We start from the raw sequence: 12,879 nt of genomic DNA on the forward strand, positions 1-12,879 counted from the left end.
TGGGCCTTCCTATAATGCGCATGTGCTCGACATCAAGCTGATTCGAGAGGCACCGGATTTTGTGCGTCAACGGCTGGCCACGCGGGGCGGGGGCGATGAAGCCCTGGTGGATGAGTTGCTGGCGCTGGATGAGCGTCGGCGCAAGCTGTTGGCCGAGGTGGAATCGCTGAAGGCCCAGCGCAATCGCGTCTCCAAGGAGATTGGGCGACTGTTGGCCGAGCAAAAGACGGCCGAGGCGGAGGCGCGGAAACAGGAGACCCGCGCGCTGGGCGATCGGATAGCCGAACTGGATCGCGCGGTGGCGGAGGTGGACAGTGCCCGGGACGCGCTGTTGTTGCGGATGCCGAACCTCCCGCATGCAAGTGTGCCAATGGGGCGATCCTCGGCGGACAACCCGGTGGTGCGGACCTTTGGCGACCGTCCGACGTTTGGATTCGCGCCCCGGACGCATGTGGAGCTGTGCGAGCGGTTGGGGTTGGTGGATTTTGCGCGGGCGGCCAAGGTCTCCGGCAGTGGCTTTGCGCTTTACACGGGCCGGGGCGCGCGCCTGGAGCGGGCGCTGATTCAGTTCATGCTGGAGCTTCATACGCGGGAGCATGGATACACGGAGGTGTGGCCGCCGTTGATGGTGGGGCCGGCCTGTCTGGAGGGCGTGGGCCAGTTTCCGAAGTTCAAGGATCAGTACTACGGGGTGGCCGAAGGGGACGACCCGGCGCAGCTGGGGAAACTGTATCTGATCCCCACGGCGGAGACGGTGGTGGCCAATCTGCATCGGGAGGAGATTTTGCGGGAGAGCGATCTGCCCCTGCGTTACTGTGCCTACACGCCCTGTTTTCGGGGTGAGGCGGGCGCTGCGGGCGTGGGCACGCGGGGGCTCATTCGGATGCACCAGTTCGACAAGGTGGAGCTGATTCAAATCGTGGCCCCGGAGCGCGGCTATGAGGCGCACGAGGAGATGGTGCGGCATGCGGAGCGGGTGTTGCAGGCGCTGGGCTTGCATTATCGAGTGGTGCTGTTGTGCACGGGGGATCTGGGCTTTGCGAGCGCCAAAACCTATGACCTGGAGGTGTGGGCCCCCGGGCAAGGGGCTTATCTGGAGGTCTCCAGTGTGTCCAACTGCGAGGATTTTCAGGCCCGTCGGATGCGGCTTCGTTACAAGGATGCGCAGGGGCAGAATCGGCATCCTCATGTCTTGAACGGCAGTGGCACGGCGCTGGCGCGGTTGTTTGTGGCGCTGGTGGAGACCTATCAGCAGGCGGACGGCAGCGTGCGGATCCCGGCGGCGTTGCAGCCGTTTTTTCAGGAGGAACAGATTGTCCCGTGAGCGAGCCCCGCGCTTCCGCATCCACTCCGTTGCGGCTGCTGCTGGCCAGCAGCGAGGTGCATCCCTACTCCAAGACGGGCGGGCTGGCGGACATGACCGGGGCACTGGGCCGGGCGCTGGCCCGAGCCGGTCACCGGGTCGGCATCGTGAAGCCGTTGTTTCGCGGCGTGCGCGAGCGTTTCCCGGACCTGCAACGGCGCGACTGGCGCTTCGATCTGCCCCTGGGCGATCGCCGCGTGGACGCGGAGCTGTGGGTGCACGAGCCGCAGCCCGGCCTGACGGTGTACTTCATCGGGCACGGCGCGTATTTCGACCGGGAGGGGCTGTACAACGAGAACGGCGTGGATTACGCGGACAACGCCGAGCGGTTCATCTTTTTCTGCAAATGCGTGGTGCATCTGGCGCGCTACCTCCCGTGGCAACCCGAGGTGGTGCATGTGCACGACTGGCAGACGGCCCTGGTCCCGTTGTTGCTGATGCACCTGCGCACGCGGGAAGGTTGGGCCACGGCGCCGCGCACCTGTCTGACGATTCACAACCTGGCCTACCAGGGCATTTTCCCCGGGGCGACTTATGCGTTGACGAATCTGCCCTGGGACTATTTCCGGGCGGATTGCGCCGAGGCGTATGGTCAATTGAATTGCCTGAAGGCCGGTATCGCCACGGCGGATCGTCTGACCACGGTGAGTCCGCGCTATGCCCGCGAGATTTTGACGGAGGAATTTGGCGAGGGATTGGCCTGGTTGCTGCGCCGGCGGCAGGCGCATCTGCGGGGGATCCTCAACGGGGTGGATTACGAGGAATGGAACACGGAACGGAATCCGCATCTGCCGGCCTCGTACTCGGTGCGGGATCTGAGCGGCAAGGCGGTGGTGAAGGCGGCGCTGTTGCGCGAAATGGGATTGCCGGTGGAGCCGCCGCTGCCGTTGTTCGGGTCGGTGACGCGCCTGGCGGAGCAGAAGGGGCTGGACATTTTACTGCCGGCCCTGCACGAGATGCTGGCGGCGCCCATGCGGTTTGTGTTGTTGGGGAGCGGGGACCCGGGGTATGCCGAGGCGCTGCGGCGCTTGCAGGCGCGTTATCCCGACCGGGTGGCCGTGCGCATCGGATTCGATGCCGGCCTGGCGCACCGGATCGAGGCGGGTTGTGATTTTTATCTGATGCCGTCGCGCTTCGAGCCCTGCGGGTTGAACCAGATGTACAGCCTCCGCTACGGCACGGTACCGATCGTGCGGGCCGTGGGGGGGCTGGACGACAGCGTGATTGATGCGCGGGAATCGGTGGCGCGAGCCAATGGCATCAAATTCCACGAATACAGTGCCGCCGCCCTGGCCCATGCCATTCGCAAGGCCCTGGTCCTGTATCAGCATCCGGATCTGTTGCGACGCTATCAGCGCAACGGGATGAACGCCGACTTCAGCTGGGATCGGACGGCCGCCGCTTACGTGGAGGTGTATCGGGAGGCGTGCGCCTGCGGGGCGGCTCCCTGAGGCGCAGCCCGGCCCCCGATTGGCCCGGGCGCACGGCCCCGCGTGGGCGGGCACGGGTCACTTCAATTCCAAATCGTCCCGGGAGGGCAGCCTGGGGAAGGGTTTGTGCGGCTCGGTTTGGTACCAGTAGGCAACCGAGGCAATGTCGTCGCGCAACTTGAGATAACGGCCTCCGGACCGCCATCCCAGGGCCTGGATGGTGACGCGGAGATCCTTCTGGAATCGGATGGGATCCGGGATGTGCCAGCGGTACAGCCCGAACCGCTGTTGGGAGTCGTACAGGCCATCGGGCCGGATTACCTGCGGCAGGCCCGTGTAGGGCCCTGAGAACTCGGTGTACCGGCGTTTTCCGTCCGGCCCGACGGTGTCGAAGTTGTACGAGCCGCAGAAATAATCCTCGGTGCCGGTACCGCAGATGGTGGGGAAATCCCGGTCGCCGTCGATGTAGAATTTTACCTCCCCCTCGCCCCACCAGCCGGTGCTGTGCACTTCCCAAGCGAGGTAGGTGCCGACGTAATGGCCCCGGCCTTCGACCCCGTCGAGGATGGTGTAAATGCCCGGTTCCTTCAGGGGATCTTCGCGCCGGAATTGGGCATGGAAATAGGCGGCGTCTTCAGGGACGTCGGTCAGCACATAGTCGATCTGATAATAGATGGTGATGGGGCCGTCGTTGAGGTTTTCCAGCATGACCCGGGCGCGTTTCCGGAAGGGCATGGGCCAGTAGCAATTGAATGCGCTGCCCGGGTTGACGCACACGGCCAGGGAATTGATCTGGCAGTAGCGTGCCCACCCGCAGGCGAAGAAATCGCCCAACGGCACTTCCACGGAAGGTTCGGGTTCGTCGTCCCAGTAAAAGCGCAGGATCATGAAACGAGTTCGATCCAGCGGCGCCGGCGTCAGCCAGATGTGCTGGATGCAACCCGGACCCTGGATGTCGGCCAGGACAAAGTTGGTCCCGGGCGCCAGCCGAACGTAGGGGGAGATCTTCCATCCCTGGCCCAAATCGCGGGCGGCGTCGCGGGCGGGGCCGTCGATGGACATGCCGCCCCTGCCTTTTTCCCCGGTGAAATTCTCCGGGCTGATGGACCGGGATTGGGCATGAGAGAGACGGAAGAGGTTGCCCAGATGCACGCCGATGCCATTGAAGGGCGGTTCGGCAGCAGAGGCGGTTTGGAGGAAGACCAGGCCCGTCAGAGCGAGCTCGAGGAAACGTGGCGGTTTCATGGTCGTTGGCGGTGTCGTGGCGTGATGGTTGATGCGGTCACGGCCGGCTCAGCCGGCCCCTGTCGAGGTCAGACTGACAGGCCGTGGAAGGGGAGGCAACTCTTCGTGGGCCGCGGCCAACCAGCCGGGCATGCGGGGCCGGCTGGGACGCGGGGAAACGACCGGCGTTGGCGCTCCGGTTCGGTCCGCGCGACCCACCGCTCGGGGGACGGAAGCCCTCAGCGCTGGACGCGGGCGCTGCCGCCGGCCACCAGCTTTTCCACCTCGGCCAGCGAGGCCATGGAGGTGTCGCCGGGGGTGGTCATGGCCAGCGCACCGTGGGCGGCCCCGTATTCGACCGCCCGCTGGGGATCGTCCGAGGTCATCAGTCCGTAGATGAAGCCGGAGGCGAAACTGTCGCCGCCACCGACCCGGTCGAGGATCTCCAGATCGGGGTACGGCCGGCTCTGGTAGAAGCGTCCGTTGACCCAGGCGATGGCGCCCCAATCGTTGCGGGTGGCGGTTTTGGCGGCGCGGAGAGTGGTGGCCACGGCCTTGAAGTTGGGATACTCGCGAACGACGCGTTCAATCATTCGCCGGAACGCGGTGACGTCCAGGTGAAGCAGCTCGGCGTCCGCACCCTCCACCTCGAAGCCGAGACAGGCGGTGAAGTCTTCCTCGTTGCCCAGCATGACGTCCACGTAACGGGCGATTTCCCGATTGACCTCGCGGGCGCGGGCCTGGCCCCCGACCGCCTTCCACAGGCTGGGCCGGTAATTGAGGTCGTAGCTGACCACGACCCCGTGCTCGCGCGCCTTCCGCACCGCTTCCAGGGTGAGCGCGGCGGTGCTCTCGCTCAACCCGGCAAAGATGCCGCCGGTGTGGAACCAGCGGACGCCAATGCGTCCGAAGATGTCGTCCCAATCGAAGTCGCCGGGCCGCAACTGGCTGGCGGCGGAATGGCCGCGGTCGGACACCCCCAGGGCGGCGCGGACGCCGAAGCCGCGTTCGGTGAAGTTGAGACCGTTGCGGGCGGCCCGGCCCACGCCGTCGAACGGCCGCCACAAGATGAACTGTGTGCTGACGCCCCCTTGCAGCACAAAGTCCTCGAGCAGGCGGCCCACTTCATTGTCCACGAACGCGGTGCACACGGCGGTGCGCAGGCCGAAACAGCGGCGCAGTCCGCGGGCCACGTTGTATTCGCCGCCCCCCTCCCAGACGCGGAACCACCGTGCGGTGCGGATCCGGCCCTCGCCGGGGTCCAGTCTGAGCATGATCTCGCCCAGTGCCACCAGGTCGTATGTGCACGCGTTTGCCGGTTTGAGGTTCAGCACGCTCATGGTTGTGAAATGAGTCTCTGCCGCCCTTGCGGCGGGCTCCAACATGCCGGTTCGGGCCGGGGGGCTTCAATCTGTTTTGCACCGGGGGCGAAATCGAGGCGTCCGGCCTCCCCCAAGCGTCGGTTCCGGTTGGCCGGTGCACCGTCGTCTCCGATGGTTTTTGCGAGGGCCACGGGCGATCTTTGACGCTGCTCGGCAGGCGTCCCTTTCGCTGAAGTCGGAGTGGCCCGAGATCCGCGCTGGGATTTCGGTCCTTGGACCGGAGCTGGGCGCGGAGGTGGCGCTGTCCCGTGGTTCGGTGCCGCCGGATCCGGCTAACCAGCATGGATGCGGCGGGAGAGATGCAAGCGGGGACGGGCCGGAGCTTGCTCCGTGCCCGAGCGACAGCCTAAGCTGGCCGCGCTTATGAGCAGTCCCGTCCGCCTCAAGCTCTTCGGCATGATGGTTCTGGAGTTTGCCATTTGGGGTGCATGGTTGCCCCTGATTTACTCCTATCTGCCCAGCCTTGGATTCAGTCCGTTGCAACAGTCCTGGATCCTGAACGCGTTTCCGCTGGCGGCGATCGTGGGGATGTTTTTCAGCAACCAGTTTGCCGACCGCAACTTTGCCGCGGAACGGTTCCTGGCCTTCAGTCATCTGGTGGGCGGGCTGGCCATGCTGGGGTTGGCGTTCACGAAATCCTTCTGGCCGTTCTTCCTGCTGATGCTGGTCCACTGTCTCCTCTATGTGCCCACGATTTCGATCTGCAACTCGATTGCCTTTGCGCACATCAAGGATCCGCAGCGCGAGTTCGGTCCGGTCCGCATGGGGGGAACGATCGGATGGGTGCTGGCCGCCTGGCCATTTACGTTCATTCTGGTGGACTGGGAGGCGGTGCGCGCGGCGCAGCCGAAGGGGTGGATCGAGTGGTTGAGCACGGTGCTCGGTCACGGCTTGACGGGGCCCGAGCTGTTCCAGGCCATTCGTTCCACGTTCATCGTGGCGGGAGTGACCTCCCTGGTGTTGGCCGCTTACAGCCTGACCCTGCCCCACACGCCCCCGAAAAAGGCGGCCGAAACCGCGGACCGCCTGGCGTGGCTCAAGGCAATGCGCCTGCTGCGCAAGCCCTACGTGCTGGTGCTTTGGCTGGTGACTTTTGTGGACGCGTTTCTGTTGTACGCGTATTTCAACTGGACCGGTTTGTTCCTGGCCACCGAGCCGCAACAGGGCGGGCCGGGAATTCCGGGCAACTGGATCATGCCGGTGATGAGCATCGGTCAGGTCATGGAGATCCTGACCATGCTCATCCTGGGCGTGACGCTGAAACGGCTGGGCTGGCGCACCACCATGGTGCTGGGGATTCTGGGGCATACGGCCCGCTTTGCCGTGTACGCTTTCTTCCCGCAGAACCAGGTGTTCATCATCCTGGTGCAGATGTTGCACGGGATCTGCTATGCCTTCTTCTTCGCCACCGTGTACATCTTTGTCGACGCGTATTTCCCGAAAGACAGTCGGGCCAGTGCGCAGGGGTTGTTCAACATGATGATCTTCGGCTTTGGCAACATTGCGGCGAATTTTGTCTGTCCGTGGTTGCGGCAGGAGGTCTTTACCCGGGACGGTCTGACGGATTATCGGGCGATGTTTCTGGTTCCGACGGTGATTTCCGTGCTGGCAGCCGGGGCCCTGGCGTTGTTGTTCCGCCCACCTGCCCTTCCGCCCGCAGAGGAAGCGACCCCGCCGGAGGCGGCGGGGCGGGCCACCTGAAGAGGAGGCCCGAGCCCGGGCCGTGGACAGGAACCGGCAAGGGGTTGGCCCTCTGGCAGCCGGGGAAAGGTATTCCACATCGGAAACCCTTCTTTCAATCACCGGCCTGGGCCGGTGCTCTGGGGAACGGCAGGGCTTCTTTCGGCGCATGGTCTGCCGCATCGCCCGGTGGCTGCTGTGCGGACCCATGGTTTGGACTCGGATTTTGGTTCCGCTGCGTTAATGGCGGCAGCTACCGACTCCCGATCCGTGGCTGTCGATGCGGGCCCGCAAGAAAGCTCATCCGCGAAATCGTCCGCCGCGTTCCCGCGGCGGCTACTAAAGGACTTCTGGCGGCGGTTCAGCCCAGGTTCACCGCGTTCCCGCAGTGGCTACGAATCCCGAGAGACGGTTGGGATGGATCCTGCGCCCGCCGCCTTGCGGCGGCTACAGGACATTCAACATTCCTAGCCGCCGACGGGAGCCGGCGGATCAGCTCGTCATCCGCTGTGCTCATGCGGTGGAGATCCATGGTGAGCGTTGGTTCGCATTCTGGATCCCCGGTCCGCCGCTTTACGGCGGCGGCTACGGACCGGCTCAACGCCAAGGAGGCTATCGCCAGGCTGACCGGTCAGGATCGGGGCGGGTCAGACGGAGCCACCATGGAGTCTGACGCCGCTGCAGAGGTGGACTCAGAAAGTGGAGAGGTGTGGGGGGACAACAGCTGCGGGGATGGGCCCTCGGTTCCGGAGGCGGAGGACTCTGGGGCGGCAGCTTCTGAGGCCGGCCGGGCATCCGCCATGGAGGAACTCGTCTCCGTGTTCGAAGCGGCCGGGGCGCTTTCCGAACCCGCCGCAACCGGTGCGGGGGGCGTCCATCGGCGGAGTTCATCGGCCGCGGGGAGGTCTTCCAGGCTCCGCAGGCCGAAGTACTCGAGGAACAGGTCCGTGGTGCCGTAGGTCATGGGCCGCCCGACGGTTTCAGCGCGACCCAGTTCCTGGATGAGGCCACGCTCGAGGAGGGTTTGCATCACGCCGTCCACGTTGACGCCGCGGATTTGTTCGATTTCTGCCCGGGTGACCGGCTGGCGGTAGGCGATGATGGCCAGGGTCTCGAGGGCGGGCTGGGACAGGCGCGGGGGCCGCGCTTTGACGCCAACCAGGGTGCGGATCCAGGGAGCGAACTCGGGCTTGGAGACAAACTGCCATGCCCCCGCCACGCAAACGAGGCCGTAGCTGTGTCCGGCCTGCTCGTATTGGGTGGCCAGAGCGTTCAACTCCGCCTCGATGTCGCCCTCCGAGACTTTGCGCCAGGGGCGGGCCTCCGGGGGCGCATCCTCCGCGGCGGCCGTTTGAGCGAGGACCTCTTTGATTTCGCGCGGGGACAGCGCCTTTTGGGACACAAAAAGCAGCGCTTCCAAGATCGATCTCAGTTCCATGCTCAAGCAGAAGTTGAAGAGGGTTCCGCTCTTGGACAGGGCGGATTTTCCGAGGGCGTGACGGGCGCCGGCGCCGGGCTCGGCTCTTGCAGGGGGGAATCAGGGATGACGCGGGATGGGGCGCCCAGGTCAGGGTCCGGCTGGCGTCGGACCAGCTCGATTTCGCCGAAGGCCTCCGACTGCATCGCGGCGACCTGTTGAAGTCGGATGAGTTCCAGCAGAGCCAGGAAGGTGGCGACGATCTGCGAGCGATGGGCCATGGGCTGGAACAATTCGCTGAAGGTGATCCGGGGACGTTGGGTCAACACGGCGAGGATGTGTTGCATCTGACCGGCGACAGTCCAGGGGTCGTCGACAATTTCCTCGGCTTGCGGCCGTTCAGCCAGTCGCTTGAGAACCTGCTGGAGCGCGGCAAGCAGGTCGAACAACGAAGCGCGGGCAGCGGGCGGCACGGGAGCGGGAGCAATTTCCACGGGCGCAGGTCTGCGGGGATAAACCCTTTCCTGTCGGTGCTCGAGGTCCTGGAGTTGAGCGGCGGCATCTTTGAATTTTTTGTATTCGACGAGCTGGCGGATGAGTTCCCAACGAGGATCGGGCCCTTCCTCTTCGTCCTCCAGGGTGGTTTGCTGATCCACCGGGAGCAGTTCGCGGCTTTTGATGTAGATCAGGGTGGCCGCCATGACGATGAACTCGCCGGCCACATCGAGATCGAGTTCCCGCATTAAATCGAGGTACTCGAGGAACTGAGTGGCCAGACGGGTGAGGTTGACCTCGTAAATGTCCACCTCCTCCTTTTTGATGAGGTAAAGGAGGAGATCGAGCGGGCCCTCGAAGACCTCGAATGTGACCTTGTATTCCGCCATGAGACGCGGCGACCCCGCCGGCCGCAGGTGTCCGGAGCATCGTAGGCCGGGGCCGGGGGCTTGGCAACCGTCGGCATGGCTGGAGTCGGCAGGTGGGCAGCCGGGCGGGTCCCGGGCGCGAGGACGAGTTCTGTCGGGGACGGCTGCGCCGGGCCGAGGGCGCGGGTCATGGGAGCCGGCGGGTCTGACTGCACGATTCGGGGTGGCAGGAGGGCCCTCTGCGTGGGTTTGCCAGGTCGGGACCGTGTCCGGGAACGACGGCTGCGTTTTCCGGGCTGGTCAATCTCTCGGTGCTCCGTTATGCTGCGCGCCCGAACATGCGCGAGTGCGGGTGCAGCTGAACGGGACTGCGATCCGGACACTTTTTTGCCAACCATGAGCGAAGCGAAAGCGCCAAGCACCGCCCCGGCCTCGCATCCGGGGGACGAGTACGAACGAGAACCGGTGCCGGAGTCTGCGTTGAAGGGGCCGACGGCCTTTTGGGGGATGTACGCGGGCGAACACACGGCCGGCACGGAATTCATGATCGGCCCGTTGTTTGTGGCGTGGGGGGTGAGTGCGTTCGATCTGCTGGCCGGGCTGCTGGTGGGGAATTTGCTGGCGGTGCTGAGCTGGCGGTATGTGACGGCGCCGATCGCGACCCGTTACCGGCTGACGCTGTACTATCAGCTGGAGCGCATCTGCGGGCGCAAGCTGGTGGTGCTGTACAATCTCGCCAACGGGATTCTGTTTTGTTTCCTAGCCGGCGCGATGGTGACGGTGTCGGCCACGGCCGTCGGGGTTCCCTTCGAAAACGTGCGGATGCCCACGTTTCAGGACACGATGCCCACGAATGTGGCGTGGTGCGTGACGGTGCTGGCCTTGGGCGCGGCGATGACGTTTGTGGCGATTCGGGGTTACGGTTTTGTGGCGCGGGTGGGGCATCTGGCGGCGCCCTGGATGTTTTTGGTGTTCGTGGCCTGCGGGCTGGTGATGTTGGGCAAGCTGGGGAGCCTGAATCTGGTGGAGTTGCTGACGCCCCCGGCCGGCCACGAAAGCCGGATCGGCTTCTGGGGCGTGGTGTTTTTCGCCTGGTTTTGCAACGCGGCGATGCACATCGGCATGTCGGACCTGTCGGTTCTGCGGTTTGCGCGGAAGCCGTCCTACGGGTGGGCCTCGGCGGCCGGCATGTTTTTGGGACATTACATTGCGTGGATCTGCGCGGCGCTGCTGTTGGTGTACTGGGTCCGGCACAAGGGGGTGGACCCGGCCCAGGGGATGGCGCCGGGACCGATGGTGTGGGACGCCGTGGGCTGGGCCGGGCTGATTTGCGTGATCATTGCCGGTTGGACGACGGCGAATCCGACGATTTACCGGGCGGGCCTGGCGTTTCAATCGTTGTACCCGAGGATGTCGCGCGCCACGGGAACGCTCCTGGCCGGCATCGTGTGCACGCTGGCGGGGATGTTTCCCGCCGTGGCGATGAAGCTGCTGGATTTCGTGGGCCTGTACGGCACGACCCTGGCGCCGGTGGGCGCGGTGATCCTGGTGGAGGTGTATCTGGCGCGGCGGTTCGGTCTGGTGCAGGACTGGGCGGCGCGCACGGGTCGATCGTTCAACCTTGCCGTGCTGCTGGCGTGGCTGATTCCGCTGGCGCTGTTTTATGCGGCGTACTTCGGCTGGGGTGTGTTCCCCTCGTACCTGACGCTGCCGGTGTATGCGCTCACCGGAGCGTTGTACCTGGTGTTGGCGAAGTGGCTGAACCGGCCGGAGCCGGGCTTCGTCGGGAGGTGAAGCAGCGATGGAACGGGCGATGAAAGGATTGGCATTTGCGGCACTGGCCCTGACCGTGCTGGCTCCGTTGCTGTTCCTGGGACAGCGGCTGGGCGAAGGGCCGATGAAGGCCTGGATGTTGGTTGGGACGGTGTTGTGGTTTGTGACCGCGCCCTGGGCATTGAAGGGCGGCTCGCGTTGAAGGGGGGCGTTCGCGAGACAGGGAGGCAGCCATGGCCAAGGGCATGAACTCTCAAGTGTATCTGGCGGTGGATCTGGGAGCGGAGAGCGGCCGCGTGATGGCGGGTCGCTGGACGGGCAAGCGGATGCTGCTGGAAGAAGTGCATCGGTTTGCCAACGGGCCGGTCTGGCTGGGGGAGAGTTTGCGCTGGGATGTGCTGCGGTTGTGGCAGGAGATTCAGCAGGGGTTGGGCATGGCAGCACGGCAGCACGGCCGACGCGTGGTGTCCGTGGGCGCCGACACCTGGGGGGTGGACTATGTGTTGCTGTCGCGTCACGGGGAGTTGTTGGGCCTGCCGTACGCGTACCGGGATGCGCGGACACAAGGGGAGATGGAGCGGGTGTTCCGCAAGGTGCCGCGCGCGGACCTCTTCAAACAGACCGGGCTGCAATTCCTGCCCTTCAACACGCTGTTTCAACTGTTGGCCCATCAACGGCAGCATCCCGACGTGGTGGCGGCGGCCCGCCGGTTGTTGTTCATGCCGGACTTTGTGCACTGGGCGTTGTGCGGTTCCGAAGTGGCGGAGTTCACGATCGCCAGCACCTCGCAGTGTCTGGACGCGCAGCGGCGGGCCTGGGCGGAGGGCCTTCTGAAAAAGCTGGGGCTGCCGGTCAAGTTATTGCCGGAGATTGTGCCGCCCGGCACCAAACTGGGCCGGGTGCGGGCCAGCGTGGCGGCGCGAACGGGGCTGGACGGCGTGGAGGTCGTGGCGCCTCCGGCCCATGACACCGCCTCGGCGGTGGCTGCGGTGCCCACGCGCGACACGGGCAAGCTGACCTGGGCCTATATCAGCTCCGGCACCTGGTCGCTGATGGGGGTGGAGGTGAAACGGCCGGTGCTGACGGAGCGGGCGTTGGAGGTGAACATCACCAACGAGGGCGGTGTGGACGGGACCTACCGCCTGTTGAAGAACATCATGGGCTTGTGGCTGGTGCAGCAGTGCCGGAGGGCGTTCGAGGCCCGGGGACGCAGTTTCACGTACCCGGAACTGGTGCAACGGGCCAGTGAAGCCGCCCCGCTGCGGTCGCTGGTCAACCCGGATGATCCGCGGTTCCTGAATCCCCCGGACATGCCCCGGGCGATCCAGGAATTCTGTCAGGAGACGGGTCAGCCGGTGCCCCGGAGCGAGGGCGAGCTGGTGCGCTGTGCATTCGAGAGTCTCGCGCTGCGGTATCGGCAGGTGCTGGGTTGGTTGGAGGAACTGGTGGGCCGTCGGTTGGACGTCATTCACATCGTCGGGGGCGGGTCGCAAAATCGATTGTTGAACCAGTTCACGGCCGATGCCTGCCAGAGGCCGGTCATCACGGGTCCGGCCGAGGCGACGGCCATGGGAAATGTGCTGACGCAGATGCGGGCGCGGGGCGAGTTGAAGTCGCTGGCCGAGATGCGCGAGACGGTGCGCAAATCCGTGGAACTGGGCGAGTACGAGCCGCGCCGGCCGGAGGTTTGGGAAGAAGCGTTTGCACGGTTCCAGAAACTGACGGAAACGCGGACCGGCTCGTGAAG

10 protein-coding genes are annotated in these 12,879 nt (G+C 65.2%); 6 read left to right on the forward strand and 4 right to left on the reverse strand.

Features of this window, described 5'->3' with window-relative positions:
• The first annotated feature begins 22 nt into the window (after nt 1–22).
• Nucleotides 23–1,324, forward strand: a complete 1,302-nt coding sequence (serS, locus tag ACPDIT_RS04640; RefSeq protein ID WP_423441997.1) for a serine--tRNA ligase — start codon at nt 23–25, stop codon at nt 1,322–1,324.
• Entirely contained in the window at nt 1,321–2,814 is a 1,494-nt protein-coding gene (glgA, locus tag ACPDIT_RS04645; protein WP_423441999.1) for a glycogen synthase GlgA, read from the forward strand. The genes serS and glgA overlap by 4 nt, the downstream gene beginning before the upstream one ends.
• A gap of 57 nt (nt 2,815–2,871) precedes the next feature.
• On the opposite strand, the gene ACPDIT_RS04650 is transcribed toward glgA, so the two are convergent.
• Both ACPDIT_RS04650 and ACPDIT_RS04655 read right to left on the reverse strand, forming a co-directional pair.
• On the reverse strand, nt 2,872–4,038 hold the full coding sequence (locus ACPDIT_RS04650; protein WP_423442001.1) for a glycoside hydrolase family 172 protein: 1,167 nt from the start codon (nt 4,036–4,038) through the stop codon (nt 2,872–2,874).
• Nucleotides 4,039–4,256: 218 nt separating this feature from the next.
• Complete coding sequence (locus ACPDIT_RS04655) at nt 4,257–5,357, reverse strand: PfkB family carbohydrate kinase (RefSeq protein ID WP_423442003.1); 1,101 nt, start codon at nt 5,355–5,357, stop codon at nt 4,257–4,259.
• A gap of 405 nt (nt 5,358–5,762) precedes the next feature.
• Here ACPDIT_RS04655 and ACPDIT_RS04660 point away from each other — a divergent pair, with 405 nt between their 5' ends.
• A complete protein-coding gene (locus ACPDIT_RS04660; RefSeq protein ID WP_423442005.1) occupies nt 5,763–7,100 on the forward strand; it encodes an MFS transporter in 1,338 nt (445 codons plus the stop codon).
• Nucleotides 7,101–7,710: 610 nt separating this feature from the next.
• Here the strand turns inward: ACPDIT_RS04660 and scpB are convergent.
• Both scpB and ACPDIT_RS04670 read right to left on the reverse strand, forming a co-directional pair.
• Entirely contained in the window at nt 7,711–8,517 is an 807-nt protein-coding gene (scpB, locus tag ACPDIT_RS04665) for an SMC-Scp complex subunit ScpB (RefSeq protein ID WP_423442007.1), read from the reverse strand.
• Between the two features lie 2 nt (nt 8,518–8,519).
• Nucleotides 8,520–9,380 carry a segregation/condensation protein A gene (locus ACPDIT_RS04670; RefSeq protein WP_423442008.1) on the reverse strand — a complete coding sequence of 287 codons (861 nt, stop codon included), beginning with the start codon at nt 9,378–9,380 and terminating at the stop codon, nt 8,520–8,522.
• A 375-nt stretch (nt 9,381–9,755) separates the two neighbouring features.
• Between ACPDIT_RS04670 and ACPDIT_RS04675 the strand changes: the two genes are divergently transcribed.
• From ACPDIT_RS04675 to rhaB, 3 genes are read left to right on the forward strand one after another with little or no spacing between them, the layout of a single operon-like run.
• Nucleotides 9,756–11,153 carry a purine-cytosine permease family protein gene (locus tag ACPDIT_RS04675; protein WP_423442009.1) on the forward strand — a complete coding sequence of 466 codons (1,398 nt, stop codon included), beginning with the start codon at nt 9,756–9,758 and terminating at the stop codon, nt 11,151–11,153.
• A gap of 19 nt (nt 11,154–11,172) precedes the next feature.
• Nucleotides 11,173–11,334, forward strand: coding sequence for a hypothetical protein (locus ACPDIT_RS04680; protein ID WP_423442010.1), 162 nt, complete (start codon nt 11,173–11,175; stop codon nt 11,332–11,334).
• Between the two features lie 43 nt (nt 11,335–11,377).
• Nucleotides 11,378–12,877, forward strand: coding sequence for a rhamnulokinase (rhaB, locus tag ACPDIT_RS04685; RefSeq protein WP_423442011.1), 1,500 nt, complete (start codon nt 11,378–11,380; stop codon nt 12,875–12,877).
• The last annotated feature ends 2 nt before the right edge of the window (nt 12,878–12,879 follow it).

Source organism: Limisphaera sp. VF-2, assembly GCF_049537125.1.
GTDB lineage: Bacteria > Verrucomicrobiota > Verrucomicrobiia > Limisphaerales > Limisphaeraceae > Limisphaera.

What these genes read in the sequence shown, in the direction of transcription:
- ACPDIT_RS04650 (WP_423442001.1), bottom strand. Translation starts at nt 4,038, where the DNA reads ATGAAACCGCCACGTTTCCTCGAGCTCGCTCTGACGGGCCTGGTCTTC.
- ACPDIT_RS04655 (WP_423442003.1), bottom strand. Translation starts at nt 5,357, where the DNA reads ATGAGCGTGCTGAACCTCAAACCGGCAAACGCGTGCACATACGACCTG.
- ACPDIT_RS04660 (WP_423442005.1), top strand. Translation starts at nt 5,763, where the DNA reads ATGAGCAGTCCCGTCCGCCTCAAGCTCTTCGGCATGATGGTTCTGGAG.
- scpB (WP_423442007.1), bottom strand. Translation starts at nt 8,517, where the DNA reads ATGGAACTGAGATCGATCTTGGAAGCGCTGCTTTTTGTGTCCCAAAAG.
- ACPDIT_RS04670 (WP_423442008.1), bottom strand. Translation starts at nt 9,380, where the DNA reads ATGGCGGAATACAAGGTCACATTCGAGGTCTTCGAGGGCCCGCTCGAT.
- ACPDIT_RS04675 (WP_423442009.1), top strand. Translation starts at nt 9,756, where the DNA reads ATGAGCGAAGCGAAAGCGCCAAGCACCGCCCCGGCCTCGCATCCGGGG.
- ACPDIT_RS04680 (WP_423442010.1), top strand. Translation starts at nt 11,173, where the DNA reads ATGAAAGGATTGGCATTTGCGGCACTGGCCCTGACCGTGCTGGCTCCG.
- rhaB (WP_423442011.1), top strand. Translation starts at nt 11,378, where the DNA reads ATGAACTCTCAAGTGTATCTGGCGGTGGATCTGGGAGCGGAGAGCGGC.